At 68.9% G+C, this 19,270-nt stretch carries 16 protein-coding genes; 12 read left to right on the forward strand and 4 right to left on the reverse strand.

Annotated elements, in window-relative coordinates; all coding sequences use genetic code 11:
• Window positions 1-7: 7 nt before the first annotated feature.
• Window positions 8-424, forward strand: a complete 417-nt coding sequence (locus FXO23_RS27730; protein WP_246257908.1) for a hypothetical protein — start codon at window positions 8-10, stop codon at window positions 422-424.
• Here FXO23_RS27730 and FXO23_RS27735 read toward each other — a convergent pair.
• Complete coding sequence (locus tag FXO23_RS27735) at window positions 421-1,296, reverse strand: phosphotransferase (RefSeq protein WP_158888393.1); 876 nt, start codon at window positions 1,294-1,296, stop codon at window positions 421-423. The two genes, FXO23_RS27730 and FXO23_RS27735, sit on opposite strands and share 4 nt — an antisense overlap.
• A 45-nt stretch (window positions 1,297-1,341) precedes the next feature.
• On the opposite strand from FXO23_RS27735, the gene hrpA reads away from it, so the two are divergent.
• Together hrpA and FXO23_RS27745 are read left to right on the forward strand one after the other, a co-directional pair.
• Window positions 1,342-5,214 (forward strand): ATP-dependent RNA helicase HrpA, encoded by a 3,873-nt coding sequence (hrpA, locus tag FXO23_RS27740; RefSeq protein ID WP_158888394.1) that lies wholly within the window; start codon window positions 1,342-1,344, stop codon window positions 5,212-5,214.
• Window positions 5,215-5,245: 31 nt separating this feature from the next.
• Window positions 5,246-5,701, forward strand: coding sequence for a DUF3574 domain-containing protein (locus FXO23_RS27745; RefSeq protein ID WP_158888395.1), 456 nt, complete (start codon window positions 5,246-5,248; stop codon window positions 5,699-5,701).
• Between the two features lie 10 nt (window positions 5,702-5,711).
• Here the strand turns inward: FXO23_RS27745 and FXO23_RS27750 are convergent, their stop codons facing one another.
• Window positions 5,712-6,833 (reverse strand): HNH endonuclease signature motif containing protein, encoded by a 1,122-nt coding sequence (locus FXO23_RS27750; RefSeq protein WP_343034518.1) that lies wholly within the window; start codon window positions 6,831-6,833, stop codon window positions 5,712-5,714.
• Between the two features lie 330 nt (window positions 6,834-7,163).
• Window positions 7,164-8,849, reverse strand: coding sequence for a bifunctional 3'-5' exonuclease/DNA polymerase (locus tag FXO23_RS27755; RefSeq protein WP_158888397.1), 1,686 nt, complete (start codon window positions 8,847-8,849; stop codon window positions 7,164-7,166).
• Between the two features lie 158 nt (window positions 8,850-9,007).
• Between FXO23_RS27755 and FXO23_RS27760 the strand changes: the two genes are divergently transcribed.
• Window positions 9,008-10,642 (forward strand): acyl-CoA synthetase, encoded by a 1,635-nt coding sequence (locus tag FXO23_RS27760; protein WP_158888398.1) that lies wholly within the window; start codon window positions 9,008-9,010, stop codon window positions 10,640-10,642.
• A gap of 246 nt (window positions 10,643-10,888) precedes the next feature.
• Here FXO23_RS27760 and FXO23_RS27765 read toward each other — a convergent pair whose 3' ends face one another.
• The gene (locus tag FXO23_RS27765) at window positions 10,889-11,794 is read right to left on the reverse strand and encodes a hypothetical protein (protein ID WP_158888399.1); all 906 of its coding nucleotides are present in this window, start codon (window positions 11,792-11,794) and stop codon (window positions 10,889-10,891) included.
• Window positions 11,795-12,135: 341 nt separating this feature from the next.
• On the opposite strand from FXO23_RS27765, the gene FXO23_RS27770 reads away from it, so the two are divergent.
• From FXO23_RS27770 to FXO23_RS27805, 8 genes are all read left to right on the forward strand, one after another.
• Entirely contained in the window at window positions 12,136-13,371 is a 1,236-nt protein-coding gene (locus FXO23_RS27770) for a S8 family peptidase (protein WP_158888400.1), read from the forward strand.
• Window positions 13,372-13,455: 84 nt separating this feature from the next.
• Complete coding sequence (locus FXO23_RS27775; RefSeq protein ID WP_158888401.1) at window positions 13,456-14,208, forward strand: SDR family oxidoreductase; 753 nt, start codon at window positions 13,456-13,458, stop codon at window positions 14,206-14,208.
• Window positions 14,205-15,257 (forward strand): phosphotransferase family protein, encoded by a 1,053-nt coding sequence (locus tag FXO23_RS27780; RefSeq protein ID WP_158888402.1) that lies wholly within the window; start codon window positions 14,205-14,207, stop codon window positions 15,255-15,257. Before FXO23_RS27775 ends, FXO23_RS27780 begins: the two co-directional genes overlap by 4 nt.
• Window positions 15,257-15,919 carry a histidine phosphatase family protein gene (locus FXO23_RS27785; RefSeq protein WP_158888403.1) on the forward strand — a complete coding sequence of 221 codons (663 nt, stop codon included), beginning with the start codon at window positions 15,257-15,259 and terminating at the stop codon, window positions 15,917-15,919. The genes FXO23_RS27780 and FXO23_RS27785 overlap by 1 nt, the downstream gene beginning before the upstream one ends.
• A gap of 8 nt (window positions 15,920-15,927) precedes the next feature.
• Window positions 15,928-16,860: an SMP-30/gluconolactonase/LRE family protein gene (locus FXO23_RS27790; RefSeq protein WP_158888404.1), complete on the forward strand. Its 933-nt coding sequence runs from the start codon at window positions 15,928-15,930 to the stop codon at window positions 16,858-16,860.
• Between the two features lie 59 nt (window positions 16,861-16,919).
• Window positions 16,920-17,189, forward strand: coding sequence for a hypothetical protein (locus FXO23_RS27795; protein WP_158888405.1), 270 nt, complete (start codon window positions 16,920-16,922; stop codon window positions 17,187-17,189).
• A 34-nt stretch (window positions 17,190-17,223) separates the two neighbouring features.
• Window positions 17,224-18,459 (forward strand): MFS transporter, encoded by a 1,236-nt coding sequence (locus FXO23_RS27800; RefSeq protein ID WP_179956890.1) that lies wholly within the window; start codon window positions 17,224-17,226, stop codon window positions 18,457-18,459.
• Between the two features lie 157 nt (window positions 18,460-18,616).
• On the forward strand, window positions 18,617-19,270 hold the full coding sequence (locus FXO23_RS27805; RefSeq protein ID WP_158888406.1) for a cutinase family protein: 654 nt from the start codon (window positions 18,617-18,619) through the stop codon (window positions 19,268-19,270).

Raw genomic sequence — 19,270 nt, forward strand, 5'->3', positions numbered from 1 at the left:
GGTTACCGTGATCAGGATCGGAATTCTGCTGGCCGTGCTGGGTTTCGGATCGGCCGGTCTGCATTACACGGACTACCAGTTCCGCCTGCTGTCGTGGAGCGAGGACATGCAGCCGCTGCTCGGCCTGGGGGTCGGCGCGCTCGGGGTGGTGCTGATCGTGGCGGCGCTGCTGCTCAAGAAGAACAAGGAGAACCAGCCCGCCGAGCAGTTCCCGCAGCCGGAGCCGAACGCCCAGTACAACCAGTACAACCAGCAGCCGGGCCAGCCGCCTTATCCGCAGCAGCCGCAGTACGGGCAGCCGCCGCGCGGCTACCCGCAGCAGGACCCGAACTCCGCGCCGCAGGGCTTCCCCGCCCAGCAGCCCGGGTACCCGCCGCGGAACCAGCCGCCGCACAACTTCGGTCCGCAGACCGGCCGGTTCTAGCGCACGATCCGATCGACGGCTGTGCGGATCGCGTCGGCCAGGGGGCGTTGTGGCGCGCGGGTCAGCAGGTCCGCGAGGGCGAACAGGTCCAGGGCTCGCGCGGTCTCGCGCCAGCCGCCGGGTAGCGGGCCGTATCCGGCGAGCACACCGCCGGTGAACGGGGTGTCCCCGAACCGCAACACGTTGCCGAGGTCGGCGAGCGGGCTGCCGCTGAACGCGAACTCCCAGTCGAGCACGGTCACCCGCCAGCCGTCCCCGGACCGTTCGGCCAGCAGGTTCTTCGGGTTGAAGTCGGAGTGCACCAGCCGCGACTCGTCGGCGATCCGCGCGATCAGCGGCGCCCCGCGTTCGGCGGCGGCGAGCAGGCCGTCCCGGTCGGCCGCGGTCAGCGCCCACCCCGGGTCGGCGCGGACCCAGCCCGGCAGATCGCCGGTTCCGGCGACCGGTTCGGGGACGAGCGTGGCGTCGGTGAAGAACCCGCCGCGGTCGAACCGGATCGTGCCGATCGCGGCCAGCACGCGCCCGGCGGTGATCCCGAGCGACTCGGCGTCGTGGCTGGGCAACTCGCGCAGTAGTTCCTCGACCGCGGTGCCGGGGACGAACTCGAGCAGCAGCGCCGAGCCGCCCGGTTCGGCGGCCACCACCTCGGCGACCGGCACCACTGGCCGCACCCGCCGCGCCAGTGCCGCCTCGACTTCCGCCCGCGCTTCGCCCAGGTACCTCCGCAGCACGTACCGCCGCCCGTCCGCGCAGGCCAGCAGCAGGTTCTCATTGCGGTAACCGCCGGAGAGCCGCCGCTCGACGACCGGTCGTTTCCCGAGGAGGGCAACGGTTTCCAGCCAGTGCCGGGTGCGTTCGGTCACCTCATGCATATTCGGAGGCTACTTCGGTCACACACCGCTATCCTTGTTCGAGGTATGTCTACGCGATCCCCCCTCGATGACCTCCGGGCCCGGCTGCCCGAGTTGATGCCGCGCGACCAGCATCGGCTGCGCCGCCGCCTCGACGGCGCGCGCAAGGCACGCAACCGGGAAGCCGTCCTGGGGCAGATCGCCGCGGATGTCGAGGCCGCGGAACTGCGGATCCAGCGCCGCCGCGAATCGCTGCCCAAGATCGAATATCCCGCCGAGCTGCCGGTCAGCCAGCGCAAGGACGATCTCGCCGCGGCCATCCGGGACCACCAGGTGGTCATCGTGGCGGGGGAGACCGGATCGGGCAAGACCACCCAGCTGCCCAAGATCTGCCTGGAACTCGGCCTCGGGGTGCGCGGCCAGATCGGGCACACCCAGCCCCGCCGGCTGGCCGCGCGCACGGTCGCCGAACGCATCGCGAGCGAGCTGAACACCGAGCTGGGCAGCACGGTCGGGTACAAGGTCCGGTTCACCGACTCCTCGGGTGACAACACCCTGGTCAAGCTGATGACCGACGGCATCCTGCTCGCGGAGATCCAGAGCGACCGGATGCTGCGCCAGTACGACACGCTGATCATCGACGAGGCGCACGAGCGCAGCCTGAACATCGACTTCCTGCTCGGCTACGTGAAGCAGCTGCTGCCGCGCCGCCCGGATCTGAAGGTGATCATCACCTCGGCGACCATCGATCCGGAGCGGTTCGCCAAGCACTTCGGGGACGCGCCGATCGTCGAGGTGTCCGGGCGGACCTATCCGGTGGAGGTCCGGTACCGGCCGATCATCGACGACACCGATCCGGATTCGATCGACAAGGACCGCGACCAGACGCAGGCGATCTGCGACGCGGTCGACGAGCTCGCGCTGGAGGGACCGGGCGACATCCTGGTGTTCCTGTCCGGGGAGCGCGAGATCCGGGACACCGCCGACGCGCTGGCGAAGCAGAACCTGCCGGGCACCGAGATCCTGCCGCTGTACGCCCGGCTGTCGGCCGCCGATCAGCACCGCGTGTTCCAGCGGCACACCGGCCGCCGGGTCGTGCTGGCCACCAACGTGGCCGAGACCTCGCTGACCGTGCCGGGCATCAAGTACGTCGTCGATCCGGGCACCGCGCGGATTTCGCGGTACAGCCACCGGACCAAGGTGCAGCGGCTGCCGATCGAGGCCGTTTCCCAGGCGTCGGCCAACCAGCGCAAGGGCCGGTGCGGGCGGACCTCGGACGGTATCTGCATCCGGCTGTACTCCGAGGAGGACTTCGAAGCGCGCCCGGAGTTCACCGATCCGGAGATCCTGCGGACGAACCTGGCCTCGGTGATCCTGCAGATGACCTCGCTCGGGCTAGGGGACATCGCCGCGTTCCCGTTCGTCGAACCGCCGGATCGCCGCCAGATCACCGACGGCGTGAACCTGCTCCGCGAACTGGGCGCGTTCGACTCCGACGGCAAGCTGACGCCGGTCGGCCGCCAGCTCGCCCAGCTGCCGGTGGATCCGCGGATGGGCCGCATGGTGGTGGAAGCCGCCGCGACCGGTTGCGTCCGCGAGGTGATGATCATCGCGGCGGCACTGTCCATTCAGGACCCGCGCGAGCGCCCGGCGGAGAAGCAGCAGGCCGCCGACGAGAAGCACGCGCGGTTCGTGGACAAGACCTCGGATTTCCAGGCCTACCTGAACCTGTGGGAGTACCTGGCCGAGCAGCAGAAAGCCTTGTCCACCAACCAGTTCCGCAAAATGTGCCGGGCCGAGTACCTGAACTACCTGCGGGTGCGCGAATGGCAGGACATCTACAGCCAGCTCCGCCAGCTCGCCAAACCGCTCGGCATCACGTTGAACAGCACACCCGCCGACGCACAGCGCGTGCACACCGCGCTCGCCGCCGGGTTGCTGTCGCACATCGGCCTGAAGGACCCGGCGGCGGGGGACTACCTCGGCGCCCGGGGCGCCCGGTTCTCGGTGTTCCCCGGTTCGGCGCTGTTCAAGAAGCAGCCGCGGTTCGTGATGTCCGCCGAACTGGTGGAGACCTCGCGCCTGTGGGGCCGGGTCAACGCCCGGATCGAGCCGGAGTGGGTGGAGCCGCTGGCCGGGCACGTCGTCAAGCGCACCTATTCCGAGCCGCACTGGGAACGCAAGCAGGGCGCGGTGATGGCGAGCGAAAAGGTCACCCTGTACGGCGTCCCGCTGGTGGCCGGGCGCAAGGTGAACTACGGCCGCATCGATCCGGAGACCTCGCGCGAGCTGTTCATCCGGCACGCGCTGGTCGAAGGCGACTGGCACACGAACCACCGGTTCTTCCAGGAGAACCGCGCACTGCTCGAAGAGGTCGAGGACCTGGAGAACCGGGCCCGCCGCCGCGACATCCTGGTCGACGACGAGACGTTGTTCGAGTTCTACGATCAGCGCGTCGGCCCGGAGGTGGTGTCCGCCCGGCATTTCGACACCTGGTGGAAGAAGACCCGTCGCGATCAGCCGGATCTGCTCAACTTCGAGAAGCAGATGCTGATCAACGAGACCGCGGAGGACGTGCGTGCCTCGGACTACCCGGACACCTGGACCCAGGGCGAACTGTCCTTCCGCCTGACCTACCAGTTCGAACCCGGAGCCGACGCCGACGGGGTGACCGTGCACGTGCCGCTCCAAGTGCTCAACCAGGTCAGCCCGGACGGTTTCGACTGGCAGGTGCCCGGGCTGCGCGAGGAACTGGTGACCGCGCTGATCAAGTCGTTGCCGAAGCAGCTGCGCCGCAATTTCGTTCCCGCGCCCGATCACGCCAAGCTCGTGCTGTCCACTGTGGATCCGTCGCGGGGCCCGCTGCTGGACGTGCTCGCCGAGGAGCTCGAGCGACTGCGCGGGGTGCGCGTTCCGCCGGATGCCTGGCAGTTGGACCAGGTGCCCGGTCATCTCCGGGTCACCTTCCGAGTGGTCGACGAGCGGAACCGGAAACTCCGAGAAGGCAAAGATCTGGATTCCTTGAAGCGCGAGCTGAGCGGCGAGGTCCGCGCCACGATTTCCGCCGCCGCCGACAGCGTCGAGAAGTCCGGCCTGCGCACCCCGGCTTTCGGTGACCTGCCGCGGGTTTTCGAGGGCAAGCGGCGCGGCCTCGCGGTGAAGGCGTTCCCCGCGCTGGTCGACGAGGGCGAATCGGTCGCCGTCCGGATGCTGGACACGCCGGAGCAGCAGCGGCACGAGATGTGGCGCGGCACCCGGAAGTTGTTGCGCCTGAACCTGCCGTCCCCGATGAAGTTCATCAACCGCAATCTGGGCAACCAGGCCAAACTGGTCCTGAACCGCAATCCGCACGGCAGCGTGGCCGCGTTGCTGGAGGACTGCGTCGACTGCGCGGTGGACAAACTCATCGCCGACAACGGCGGCCCGGTTTTCGACGAGGCGGGTTTCCAGGTGCTGCTCGACAAGGTCCGCGGCCCGTTGAACGGTCTGGTGCTGGATGTGCTCAACGAGGTCGAACGCATTTTGCGCGCCGCCAACGACGTCGAGACCCGCCTGGCCGACGCCCGGGGCCCGAAGGAATCCCTGTCCGATATCCGCCACCAGTTGTCGTCGCTGATCCAGCCGGGTTTCGTCACGGCCACCGGCATCGACCGCTTGCCCGATCTCGTCCGCTATCTCCGCGGTATCGAACGACGCCTGGACAAACTCGCCACCGGCGCCGCCCGCGACCTCGAGCACCTGCGCGACGTCCAATGGCTGGAAGGCGAATACCGGGCCCTGCTGGAAACCGTGCCGCCCGGCACTTCGCCCCCACCCGCCCTGGTCGACATCCGCTGGATGATCGAGGAACTGCGGGTGAGCTATTTCGCGCAAACTTTGGGCACCGCCTATCCGGTGTCCACCAAACGGGTCCTTCGCGCCATGGACGAGATCCCGTAGATTCCCCTCGAGCCATCGAAAGGGGATCTCCATGGAAAAGTCGCGAAGGACCGTGTTCGCCGCCACCATCGCACTGGTGATCGGGCTGGGCGGCGGCGTCGCCTCCGCGTCCGCCGTCGCACCCACCTCCGAACCCGCCGCCGCCGAGCAGTCGACCGGCCCGGGCACTCCGTTCAAGCGGACGGAACTGTACTTCGGCACGGAAAAGCCGACCGGCGGTGAGGTCACCCCGGAGGAGTTCGAGAACTTCGTCGACAAGGAGATCACCCCCGCCTTTCCGGACGGATTGACCCAGCTTTCCGCCAAAGGCCAATGGAAACGCGGCGCGGAAATCGTCAAGGAAGCAACCTACGTGGTGATCCTGTTCTATCCGTTCGCCAACCAGGATGCCAATCGCGAGATCGAGGAAATCCGCGCCGACTACAAGAAGTTCTTCGACCAGGATTCGGTGGCCCGGGTGGACACCACACAACGGGTTTCGTTCTAGCGAGGGCACGTCAGGCGGCCCGGGTTTCGTGGAGTGGTTCGGGCCGACTGATATATGTGCCCCCGGTGGGGGTGGTGATGGTGATGCTGCCGTCGGGTTGTGCGTCGAACCTCCAGCCAGGCTGATCCTTCAGGTAGTGGTGTCGTTCGCACCAGCCGCCGAGGTTGCTCTTGTCGGTGTTTCCACCCTTGGCCCAGTCCTGGGTGTGGTCGATGTCGCCGCACTGCGCGGGCCGGTTGCATCCGGGTGCGCGGCATTCGCGGTCGCGGAGGCGGATGTAGCGGTCCAGTGCTGCGGGTGGCCGGTAGCGGGTGCGGCCTACGTCGGCCGGTAGGCCGGTGATGGGGTCGGTGACGAGCCTGCGCCAGGTGGAGTTGGTGCCGTAGGCGATCTCGCGGGCGATGGATGCGGGGATGGGGCCGTATCCGGCCAACTGAGCGGGGTCGCTGTTGAGTCCGGCCAGGGTGGTGAGGTCAACATAGACGAAGATGTCGGCTTTCGGATCAGCGCTGGCGGTACCGAGGCAGCGTTCGATCAGAATGTCGGCCCGCAACTGATCCAGGGTGCGCGACTCATCCTTGGTTTTCCTCTTCCGGGCTTCGCGGTCGATGCTCTGGTAGGCGGCGCTGCCTTTTTCCGCTGGCACATCAGCGACCATGGTGGACATGCCATGGTCTTGGTGGATCAACTGCAGTTGCCGGTCGGCGCGCCTGGCCTTGCACCGGGCTTCATATCCCTCCTTGTCGACCTTGGCGATCCAGTAATTCACCACGCCTCGCAGGGCGGACGGGTTTCTGCCCTTTAACCGGCTGGCCATGATGGCATCCACCTCGCGGGCCTTCTCATCGCTCAAATACGCTGTGGGCTCGGCGACTTTGGAGGCTTTCTCCTCGTCGATCACCCCACCCTCCATGGCCTTCAAGGTCTCCGGTAGCCGGGTGGTGAGTGCCCGCGCCAAGGCGACCTTCTTCGCCGCCTTGTGCTCGACCAGATTCAGTAGCCAGGCGACTTCGACGGGTACCCCGCGGGATCTTTCCTGCAGGTTGTCCAGTTCGGCAATGGCTCTCAACTGCCGAGCCTGCGCCTGCGCAATCTCCTCCCCCTCCAACTGAATAATCTCTTTCAACTCCACAAGCCGAGTATTTGTTTCCACGTCTCCCATTTTATCGACAACGGAAGATCAACGCCCATCCCGAATGGGTGAATCGGGCACAGAAACCAACGTAACCAAACGTGCCCATTCCGTGGGGAACTGTCGCTGGTGACCAACGACGCGAATCGACACGTGGAGCGACAGTTTCCCACGGCGCGCCGAAGGCGTGCCTGAAACCCAACCCAACTCCCCAAACGCCCACCACCCCCCCACTCCCGAACGTGCAACTCGCTTGCCCGAGTGTGTAGTTCACCTACCGAGACGGGGGACTCGCGCTACCGGAACGGGGAACTCGCGGATCCAGTCAGCTCACTTGGCATCCGCGTAACAATCCACCGCCGCGACGTGCAACGGAAACCGCACCGGACAAGACTCCCCGAACAACAGCTTGCCCACTTCCTCGGCCGCCGACTCGATCACCCGGCAGACCTCGTCGGCCAGGTCCTCCGGCGAGTGGACCAGAACCTCGTCGTGCTGGAAGAAGACCAGGTGCGCGTCGCCCGGCAACCGCTGCCGCAACGTCGCCAGCAACACCGCCGCCCAATCCGCGGCCGTCGCCTGCACCACGAAGTTCCGGGTGAACCGCCCCCAATCCCGGGCCGCGCGCCGCGCCTTTCCCTCCGCGGCAACGTCCTCGCTCGCGCCCCCGGTCAACGCGCGCCACGCGTCGGAAGGTGCGGGCGAGGTCCGCCCCAGCCGCGAGCGCACCCGCTCGCCCCGCTCCCCGGCCTGCGCGGCACGCTCCACATAGGACACCGCCTCCGGGAAGCGCTGGCGCAGCAACGCCAGCAGCGACGACGCCTCCCCGGCCGTCCCGCCGTACATCGCCGACAACATCGCGATCTTCGCGCGCCCCCGGTCGTCCATCTCCTTCCCCCGGTACAAAGTCCGGGTCCCCGGAGAGAACATCGCCCGCGCCAAACTGTCGTAGAGATCCGTCGACCCCGACACCTCGGCGAGCTTCCGATCACCCGCCAGCGCCGTCAGCACCCGCGGCTCGAGCTGGGCCGCGTCGGCGACCACCAGTTTCCACCCCGGATCCGCCCGCACGCAGACCCGCAACCGGGCCGGGATCTGCAACGCCCCGCCACCCTGGCTCGCCCAGCGCCCGGAGACCACCCCGCCCACCACGTACACCGGCCGGAACCGCCCGTCCCGGATCCATTCGTCGATCCACGCCCATCCGTTCGCCGAATGCAACCGCGCGAGATCCCGGTACTCGAGCAGCGGCGGGACGGCGGGGTGGTCGATCTCCCGCAGCACGTGCGCGCGGGCCGACGGGATCTCGATGCCCTCCCGCCCGAACGCGCGCACGATCGTCGGCGGACTGTCCGGGTTGACCGGTTTGCCCCCGAACGCGTCGCTGATCCGTGCCGCCAGCTCGACCAGGCGCCGCGGCCGTTGCCCGGTGGGCACCCGGGGCCCCAGCAACTCGGTCAGCAACGCGTCGTGGACGTCGGCGCGCCACGGCAGCCCGTCCGCCGACATCTCCGCCGCGGCCAGCGCGCTCGCCGACTCGGCCGCGAACAGCAGGCGCAACCGCTCCGGGTGCTCGGCCCGCCGGATCCGCCGCTCCTGCTCCGCCAGCACCACCCGGCACGCCTCGACGACGGACACCCCCTCGGGCAGCCCGGGGCCGCGGGTTTCGAACAGCGTCGGCTGGCGCTCCGCGCCCGGGGGCGCGGGGTCCGGCGGCACCTCCAGCCCGCGCACCCGCGCATATGCCGCCGCGAGCCCGCGCGGCTCCCGCTCCCGGCCCTCGTAGGCCAGGAGCAGGCCCTCGACCAGGGTCAGATCGTGACATCGCCGCAACCGGACCCCGGCGCGCAGCAAGGTCGGGTAGGTCTCGCTGACCGACGCGAACACCCAGCGCGGCGGTTGCTCCCGTTCCTGCTCGAGGACGTATTCGACCAGCTCATCCGGGGTGAACGCATACCGGTTGGAGCCCTCGAGCACGGCAAAGGCGCCCTCCTCCTCGCCGACGATGATGTGCACCTCTTGATTCTGCTTTGACCCACCGACAATCCTCGGCCCAGGGACTAGCCCGAACGCCCGATCGCATCGGATACTGTCGAGTAACGTCCATACCGTCGGTACGGTACGTAACCGCGCGTGGACGTTCTCTCGGCCGCAGCAGCAACGGAGGTGCCCGGATGAGGAACTCGCCCCAGGTTTCCGAGGTCGCCAGCAAGGTGACGGAGACCATTCGCAGCATCGGGGTGATGTGGCAGGCGGGGCTGGTCCCGTTTCCGCGGCTGGACGAGGGGATCCGTTCGCTCTACGCGGTCCGGAAGTTCGGCCCGTTCGCCGGCACGACCCATATCGCCGCCCGGCGCGACGCGCGGGCGATCGGCCTGGTCGACGAGCTGGGGCCGGTGACCTTCAAGCAGCTCGACATGCGGTCCAACGCCCTGGCCAGGGCCTGGTCCGCGCGGGGACTGGCTCCTGGATCGGTGATCGCGGCGCTGTGCCGGGACCACCGCGGGCTGGTCATCGCGATGCTCGCCGCCGGCAAACTCGGCGCCCGGCTGCTGCTGATGAACACCGGATTCGCCAAACCTCAGCTCGCGGACGTCGCGAAGCGCGAACAGGTGCAGGCGCTGGTGTACGACCAGGAGTTCACCGGCCTGCTGGACGCCATCGCACCGGAGGTCGACCGCTACCTGGCCTGGGTCGACACCGACGGCCCGCTGGCGGACCACCAGATCCCGGTCCTGGACGAGCTGATCGCCAGCACCGACGACCGGCCGCTGCCGGCTCCGGACAAACCGGGCGGGTTCGTGCTGCTCACCAGCGGCACCACGGGGACCCCGAAGGGCGCGCCGCGCCCGCAGACCTCGGCGCTGCACTCGGCCCAGTTCCTGGACCGGATCCCGCTGCGGGCGGGGGAGTGCACCTACATGGCGGCGCCGCTCTTCCACGGCACCGGGCTGTCCCAGTTCATCCTGTCCTTCGCGCTCGGTTCCAAGGTCATCCTGCGCCGGAAGTTCGATCCGGAAGCCGCGCTGCGCGGGATCGAGGAGCACCGCTGCACCACGCTGGTGCTGGTGCCGACCATGCTCCAGCGGATCGTGGACCTGGGGCCGCAGGTGCTCGCGAAGTACGACACCTCGTCGCTGCGGATCATCTTCGCGGCCGGCTCCGCCCTGTCCCCGGACCTGGGCAACCGCGCGACCGAGGCCTTCGGCGAAGTCATCCACAACCTCTACGGCTCCACCGAGGTCGCGGTGGCCACCGTCGCCACCCCCGAGGACTGGCGGAAGGCGCCCGGCACGGTCGGCCGCCCGCCGGTCGGCTGCAAGGTGGCCCTCTACGACGACCAGGGGAACCGGATCACCGAGCCGAACGTGACCGGCCGGGTGTTCGTGGGCAGCGGGCTGAGCTTCGGCGGCTACACCGACGGGCGGAACAAGGAGATCATCGACGGGCTGCTCTCCAGCGGCGACGTCGGCCACTTCGACGAGGACGGCCTGCTGTTCATCGACGGCCGGGACGACGAGATGATCGTGTCCGGCGGGGAGAACGTGTTCCCGATCGAGGTGGAGAACCTGCTGGTCGAGCGGCCGGACGTGCTCGAGGCCGCGGTGATCGGGGTGCCGGACGAGGAGTTCGGCCAGCGGCTCAAGGCGTTCGTGGTGCCCGCCGAGGACGCGAAGCTGGACGTCGACACCATCCGGGACTACGTGAAGTCGAACCTCGCCCGGTACAAGGTGCCGCGCGAGGTCGAGTTCCTGGACGAACTGCCCCGGAACGCGACCGGCAAGGTGTTGCGGAACAAGCTGAAGTAGCCGCCGAGCGTTCCGAAGTAGCAGAGCGCAACCTACTGTGCCTTTTGAGAACGCGCGGACGCGCTCGTGCCGCCGGGGCTTGACCTGCCAAGGACCCTCTCGTTTCGCTGTTCTGGCGCCCCGCCGTCCCGATCGCGTGGCCTTCGGCCGTGGCGCGTTCCTCGGCTCCATTCATGCAGCTCAGGCTGGCTTAGACGCTGAGTCACTATCGCGAGTAGGAAATCCACCGATCGGACGCAGGCGTCATCACATCCACCCGATACCGAATACTCCCGGGCCGAAGTCGAGCGCCACGGCGTGCACCCCGTCGGCGTTGTCGACTTTGAGCTCGCGGCGGTCGTTGAGATCGTCCGGGCCTTTTCGGGAGTACTGCCAGCACCGCTGCGGCGCGGTTCCGGTGTCGAACCGGATTTCCAGCAGGTATTCGCGGACCGGGCGGCGGAACTCGCGGTAGTAGGTGTTGTCGCATTCGGGATAAGGTGGCCCCGAATTGGTGAGCGAATACTCGATCAGGTGAGTTTCGCCCCGATCGATCGGGCGGTCGAAAAGCAGTTCGGCCACCGTGATGCCGTGTTCGGAGTCGACCTCGACCCGCCCCGCGCGGCAGTTGCGCAGCGTGTGCAGCTCGGGGTTGCCCGCGCCCTGCTCGTACACCAGCAGCCAGCGGTCCTGGCCGTCGGCGTTGGCCTGGAACACCGCGCGGGCGGTCATCGCGCGCTGGCCGCCGTCCGCCGCGATGTCGCAGCGATCGTGCAGGCCGACCAGCTTGAGCTGGTGATGCTGCTCCAGGGCGTGCGGCGCGCCGACCCGTTCCAGCAGGGACTGCAGCACGTCGCGGGGGAAGTTCAACGTCTGCCCCGCGTTGCGGTTCTGCCGCCGCGAGGACGCGCCGCGCGGGCGCGGCGGCGGCAGCAGGCCGAGCAGCGAACCGGAAGCCTGGTCGAGGATCTCTTCCAGCACGCGGACCGCGGAAATCGAACTCTGCCGTTCCGGCTGCCGTTTTCCGGACTGCCAGTAACTCAATGCGGTCACACTGACCGAAACGCCCCTTGCCTGTAATCGGGCCTGAATTCTGTCAAGGCTCAGACCGCTTTGGGAAATGGCCGATCTGAGGGCGGTCGCGAAGGTGTTTTCGGACGAGTCCTCGCCCATTTCCGGATGTGCGCTCCGCCCCGACGACATGCTGTGTATGACCGCCCGACTGTCGACTTCGTGCTGGTAACAAGAACGTTATCAGTGCGCGCGGAAAATCCCCTCCAGCCCCATCGCGCGTACTGCTAGTCCATTCGGACGCAATGGATTGCGCCGAGTGGAGGCGTACTGGTAACTGTGAATCATTGCCCAACTGTACGCGCCGGGTTTGCATGTTTGGGCAGACAGCGAGCGTAACGCCGCCGACCGTGGTGCTCGGGGCAACGCCGATTGGGCGTGAGACCCACCTTCGACGGCGCCGCCCTCGTTGTTCCTACAGGTCGGGACTAGGAAGGCAGCTCATGGGCAACTCTCGAAGGCTTCGGCGCGGACTGGCGGCCGGTGTGGCCGCCGCGGGCGTCACCGCGGCGGTGGCGACGTTCAGCATGGCGCCGGTGCAGGCGGCAGAGGGGCAGATCCGCGCGGCGAACACCGCCGAGGCGGTCGACGGCAGCTACATCGTGGTGTTGAAGGACAACGCCCTGGCGAACGTCGCCGGAGCGGCGGTGAGCCAGGTCAAGGCGACCGTCAGCACGCTGGCGCAGGGCCTGGCCGGGCAGTACGGCGCCCAGGTCGCCCAGACGTTCGGCGCCGCGCTGAAGGGCTTCTCCATCCACGCGAACGAAACCCAGGCCAAGCGCCTCGCCGCCAACCCCAATGTGGACTTCGTGGTGCAGAACCAGCGCGTCCACGCCTTGGACACCCAGGAGAACCCGCCGTCCTGGGGCCTGGACCGGGTCGACCAGAAGGACCTTCCGCTCGACAAGAAGTACAACTACGAGGGCAAGGCGGACAACGTCACCGCCTACATCATCGACACCGGGGTGCGGAAGACCCACAAGACCTTCGAGGGTCGTGTGTCCGGTGGTAAGGACTTCATCGACAACGACGACGACGCGAACGACGAGAACGGCCACGGCACGCACGTCGCCGGTACCGTCGGCGGCGGCGAGTACGGCCTGGCCAAGGGCGTCAAGATCGTTCCAGTCCGCGTGCTCGACGCGCAGGGCAGCGGCACGACCGAGCAGGTCGTCGGCGGGATCGACTGGGTCGCCCAGAACGCCAAGGGCCCGTCGGTGGCCAATATGAGCCTCGGCGGCGGCGCGGACGACGCGCTGGACAAGTCGGTCAAGGGCGCCATCGACAAGGGCGTCACGTTCGGCATCGCGGCGGGCAACGAGTCGCAGGATGCCGGAAACACCTCCCCTGCCCGGGTCAAGGAGGCGATCACGGTCGCCGCCAGCGACAACAAGGACCAGCAGGCGGAGTTCTCGAACTACGGCGAGGTCGTCGACATCTACGCGCCAGGTGTCGACATCACCTCGTCGTGGGGTACCGGTGACGATGCCACGAACAAGATCAGCGGTACCTCCATGGCGACGCCGCATGTGGTCGGCGCCGCCGCGCTGTACCTGGCAGGGCACCCGGACGCGAAGCCCGCTGAGGTGTCCGACGCCCTGACCAAGGCGGCCACGCCGGACAAGATCGGCAACGCGAGCCCGGGGACCCCGAACAAGTTGCTGTACACCGGCAAGTAAGCCACGCCCGCACCCCTGGAAACCGGTGGCCCGGCGCACGCGCGCCGGGCCACCGGCTTGTTACCAACCGGTAGGCTACCGGGCATGACGTTGCGGAAGAACATCCTGATCACCGGTGCCAGCTCCGGCCTCGGTGAGGGCATGGCCAGACGGTTCGCCGCCAAGGGCCGCAACCTCGCCCTGTGCGCCCGCCGGACCGACCGGCTCGACGCGCTCGCCGACGAACTCCGGGCGGCGCACCCCGGAAGCACCGTGCTCACCCGGGCCCTCGACGTGAACGACCACGACCAGGTCTTCGCCGTGTTCAAGGAGGTCCGGGGCGAACTGGGCTCGCTCGACCGGGTCATCGTCAACGCCGGTATCGGCAAGGGCCAGCCGATCGGTTCCGGCCGGTTCGACGCGAACAAGCAGACCGTGGAGACCAACCTGGTCGCCGCGCTGGCCCAGGCCGAAGCCGCACTGGAGATCTTCCGCGAGCAGAACGCCGGCCACCTGGTGGTGGTCGCCTCGTTCGCCGCGCTGCGCGGGATGCCCGGCAACAGCACCGCCTACGCCGCCTCCAAGGCCGGGGCGGCCGCGCTCGCCGAGGGCATCGCCGCGGACGTCATCCGGACCCCGATCAAGGTCACCGCGCTGCTGCCCGGGTTCATCCGCTCGGAGATGACCGCCGACATGCCGAACAACCCGCTGATGGCGAGCGCGGAGAAGGGCGGCCGGGCGATCGTGGAGGCGATCGAGAAGGAGAAGGTGAAGGCGTACGTGCCGACCTTCCCGTGGGCGCCGCTGAGCCCGGTCATGCGCATCCTGCCGCTCGGCCTGCTGCGGAAGCTGCAATGAGCGACGAGACGATCGAGGTCCGCGCCGAGGATGGCTTCGACGTGGCCGCCGTCCACGAGTGGCTCTCAGGTGAGATAGATGGTCTGGTCACGCCACCGCGAGTACGCCAGTTCCCGGGCGGCGCCTCCAACCTGACCTTCCTGCTGCGCTATCCGGATCGCGAGCTGATCCTGCGCCGCCCGCCGTCCGGGCACAAGGCGGCCTCGGCGCACGACATGCGGCGCGAGTACCGGGTGCAGGCCGCGCTCAAACCGGTTTTCCCTTACGTGCCCACGGTTCGCGCGTTCTGTGCGGACCGCGAACTGATCGGCGAAGAGTTCTACGTGATGGACCGGCTCGACGGGCTCATCCTGCGCGGCGATCTCCCGCCGGGGCTGCCCCTGGACGCCCCGGCCGCGCGGGCGCTGTCCACCGGCCTCATCGACCGGCTGGTCGAACTGCACCAGGTCGACGTGGACGCGGTCGGGCTGCGGGATCTCGGCAAGGGCGCGGGGTACGTCGAACGGCAGGTGCGCGGCTGGTCGGAGCGCTACCGGAAGGCGCGCACGGACAACGTTCCGGAATTCACCGAGGTGATGGACTGGCTGGCCGCGAACCAACCGGGCGAGGTGCGGATCTGCTTGATCCACAACGACTTCCGGTTCGACAACGTGGTGCTCGACGACCGGCTGGACGTCGTCGGCATCCTCGACTGGGAGATGGCCACCCTCGGCGATCCGCTGATGGAACTGGGCAGCACGCTGTCCTACTGGGTGCAGGCCGATGACGACGACGTGTTCCAGGCCAGTCGCCGCCAACCGACGCACCTGCCCGGGATGCTGACCCGCGCGGAGGTCGTCGAGTACTACGCGCGGCGCAGCGGGATCGCCGTGGAGAACTGGACCTTCTACGAGGTGTACGGCCTGTTCCGGCTCGCCGCGGTGCTGCAGCAGATCTACTACCGGTACACCACCGGCGGCACGAGCAACCCGGCGTTCAAGGATTTCTGGCAGTTCGTCGGTTACCTGGACTGGCGGTGCAAGCAGGTGATCGAGAAGGGGCACGCCTGATGGGCGCGATCTATCTGATCCGGCACGGGCAGGCCTCGTTCGGCGCGGCGGACTACGACCGGCTCTCCGACCGGGGTGTCGAGCAGTCGGCGCTGGCCGGTGCCGAACTGGCTCGCCGTGAGGTCGCCTTCACCGAAGCCCGCTCGGGATCGCTGGCGCGGCAGCGCAAGACCGCGGAGACCGCGCTCGCTGTTGTCAGCGGTTGCCTTGTGGCCAAGGAAGATCCGCGCTGGAACGAGTACGACCACGTCGACATCGCGCGGCACCACGCCGGGGGAGCGGTCCAGGACAGCGCGGATCCCCGCGCCTACCAGACGCTCCTGGACACCGCGCTGGGCAACTGGATCCGGGCCGGGGAGGGCGGGCCGTGCGCGGAGACCTGGCCCGCGTTCGCCGACCGGGTGCGCGGCGCGCTCGCCGATCTGGTGGCGTCGCTGGGCAAGGGCGAGCACGGCGTGGCGTTCACCTCGGGCGGGGTGATCGCGACCCTGTGCGGCGCGCTCATCGGGGATCCGGCGGCGGGCCTGCTGAAGCTGAACCGGGTCACGGTGAACGCCGGGATCACCAAACTGGTGTCCGGCCGCGGGGGCGTGACATTGCTGTCCTTCAACGAGCATCCGCATTTCGAAGGCGACGCGGCGCGGCTGCTCACCTACCGTTAGGAGATTCGATGCGGTTCGGCGCGGTCGAGGTCATTCCGGTCAACGGCGAGGGGCCCGAGGACGTGGTCGTGGACGCCGAGGGCCGGATCTACACGGGACTCGTGGACGGCCGGATCATCCGGATCAGCCCGGACGGCGGCCGGATCGAGCCGATCACCGCGACCGGCGGGCGGCCGCTGGGCATCGAACTGCTCGGCGACGACGAACTGCTGGTCTGCGACGCGTACCGGGGACTGCTCGCCGTCCGGATCGCCGACGGGAAGGTCACCACGCTGGCCACCGAGGCACTCGGGCGGCGGATGGTGTTCTGCAACAACGCGGCGGTCGCCGCGGACGGCACCATCTACTTCACCGATTCCTCGGACCGGTTCCCGATCACGCACTGGATGAACGATCTGATCGAGCGGAACGGCGGCGGGCGGTTGCTGCGCCGTTCGCCGGACGGGGAGATCGATCTGGTCGCCGCCGGGTTGCAGTTCGCGAACGGGGTCGCGCTGGCGCCGGACGAGTCGTTCGTCGCGGTCGCCGAGACCGGTGCGTTCGGGGTGCGCCGCGTGTGGCTGACCGGTGACCGGGCCGGGCGGGCCGAGGATCTGGTGCGCGATCTGTCCGGCTTCCCGGACAACATCTCCACCGGGAGCGACGGCCTGATCTGGGTCACCCAAGCCAGTCCCCGGGTGCCCGCGCTGGACTTCGCGCGCAAGCTCCCGGCGCCGCTGCGCGCGCTGGTGCCCCGGCTGCCGGATTTCCTGCGCCCCGCACCGGCTCCGCGGGTCGGCGTCCTCGGGGTCGATGCCGAGGGTGCGATCGTGCACGACCTGAACGGCGAGATCGACGGGTTCCGCATGCTGACCGGTGTCCGGGAACGCGCCGGGAAGCTCTACTTCGGCAGCCTCGAAGAACACACCATCGCCATCACCGCGACCCCCGCGGGTTCCTAATAGGGAAGATCCAGATCTTCGGCTGGCTCGGGCACTCGCGGGACGGTATTTGTCTTGAGGTGTTTTTCGAACCGGCGCGAGAGCGCATCTTCAACCCGACGACCAGCCCGGCCGAACGGCGGGAAACCCTCGCGGACCTGTTGAGCCTGGAGGGGTGCAAGGTGGTTCCCGTCATGGGACGCCACGGCAGCATGGTGCTCCGCCTCGAAGACCTGGACGGGATGGAAGCCCGGACGTCCCCGGTGGTCATCGATCGGTCCGCCCTGCCGCCGGTGCCCCCGGAGCGGCGCGGGCACGGAGGCGCCCGGAAGCCGTGCACCGGAACATAGGAAAGGGCGTGCTTTCCGGGTACGCTTCAGCGCCATGACGTCGGGGGTGCTCAGCGAACCGGACACTCCCGTCCGTCTGGGCTGGACCGTGCGCCTGTCGGCCTCGGTGCTCGGGTTCTGGCTGGTCGTCGTCACCCCGGTTCTCGCGTTGCTGCCGCTGCACATCGAGCAGCTCGACCCGGCCGACAAGGAACGCGACCTCGCGATCGTGACCGCCGTCGCGGCCGTGGTGTCCATTGTGGCCGCCCCGATCTGCGGCGCCTTCTCCGACCGGACGACCTCGCGGTTCGGGCGGCGGCGCCCGTGGATCCTCGGCGGGGCGCTGGTCTGCGCGGCCGCGATGGCGGCGCTCGCCGCGCAGGCGACGGTGTTCGGCGTGGTGGTGTGCTGGGCGGTCGCGCAGGGGGCGCAGAACGCGCTGTACTCGGGCGTGAGCGCCACGGTGCCCGACCAGGTTCCGGTGCGCCAGCGGGGTTTCGTCTCCGCGTTCGTCGGCCTGCCGCTCCCGGTGGCGCTGGTGCTCGGCACGCTGCTGGTGACCCAGCTGGTCACCGACCGCACCGGCGGCTACTACCTGCTCGCCGGGCTGCTGCTGGTCTGCGTCCTGCCGTTCGCGCTGACCACAAAGGACACCCGGCTGCCCCGCGCGGAACGGCCGCCGTTCCGCCTGAGCCGGTTCCTCGCCGGGTTCTGGATCAGCCCGCGCCGCCATCCCGACTTCGCGTGGGCCGCGGTGTCCCGGCTGGCCATCCAGCTCGCCAACTCCATCGCCACGCTGTACCTGCTGTACTTCCTCCGCGACGAGGTGAAACTGCCCGATCCGGGCAGCGGGGTCTTCGTCCTGATCGTGGTGTACACGGTCGGCATCCTCGGCACCAGCGTGGTCGCCGGGCGCCTGTCCGATCGCAGCGGCCGCCGCAAGGTCTACGTCATCGCGTCCTCGTGCGTGATCGCGGTGGCCATGCTCATCCTCGCGCTGTGGCCGACCTGGCCCGCGGCCATCGTCGCGGCGGGCGTGCTCGGCCTCGGGTACGGGGTGTACGCGGCGATCGACGCCGCGCTGATCACCCAGGTCCTCCCGCGGGCGAGCGACCACGGCAAGGACCTGGGCGTGCTCAACCTGGCCAACACCGCGTCGCAGGCCCTCGCCCCCGCCATCGCGGGCGCGATCATCGCGACCCTGCACAGCTACTCGGTGCTGTACCTGGTCGCGGGGGCGATCGCACTGGTCGGGGCGCTCCTGGTCCGGCCCATCCGCTCGGTCCGCTGACACAGCACCCGCACTCACGACCCCCAGTACTCGGCTCCCGCCGAGGCGCGCACGCCGCCGCCAGGAATACGCAAATCCACCGATGTGGTCGGTGCTCAACCGGCGGACACTGCATTCCGTTCGCAACGCCGCGAACCCGCAGGAAAGGTGATCCTCGATGCGCTTCACCCGTACGGCCGCCAGGCTGCTCGTCGCCACCCTGACGCTCACCGGAGCCGCGGTGGCCACGGCGGTTCCCGCCGCCAGCGCCGCGGGCTGCTCGGACCTCGACGTCATCGTCGCCAGGGGCACCGGGGAACCCGGCAACCTCGGCGTCATCGTCGGCGACCCGTTGTACTCCGCGATTCAGGGCAAGATCACGACGAAAACCCTGAGCAGCTACGCGGTCGACTACCCCGCCAGCATCACGCCCGGCTCGGTCACCCAGGGGAACGAGGACCTGGTCGAGCACGTCCAGCAGCAGGCCGCCGCGTGTGCGAACCAGCGGTTCGTCCTGGTCGGCTACTCGCAGGGCGCCAACGTGGTCGGCAACTCGATCGGCATCAGCAGCGAGGGCGCGGTCGTCGGCGGCCCGATCGTCGCCACCATCCCCGCGGAGCTAGCGCCCAGGGTCGCCGCCCTGCTGGTGTTCGGCCCCCCGATCGGCAAGCTCGGCAAGCACATCACCGGCACCTACCAGGGCCGCACCAAGGAGTTCTGCGCGCAGGGCGACAACATCTGCGAGCCCGGCGGCAGCAGCGTCCCGGCGCATCTGAGCTACCGCCGCAACGCGGGCGAGGCGGCCGACTTCGTCGCCGGGACGGTCGGCTGA

Origin of the sequence: Amycolatopsis anabasis (assembly GCF_009765355.1) — a bacterium.
In the GTDB taxonomy this organism is placed as follows: Bacteria; Actinomycetota; Actinomycetes; order Mycobacteriales; family Pseudonocardiaceae; genus Amycolatopsis; species Amycolatopsis anabasis.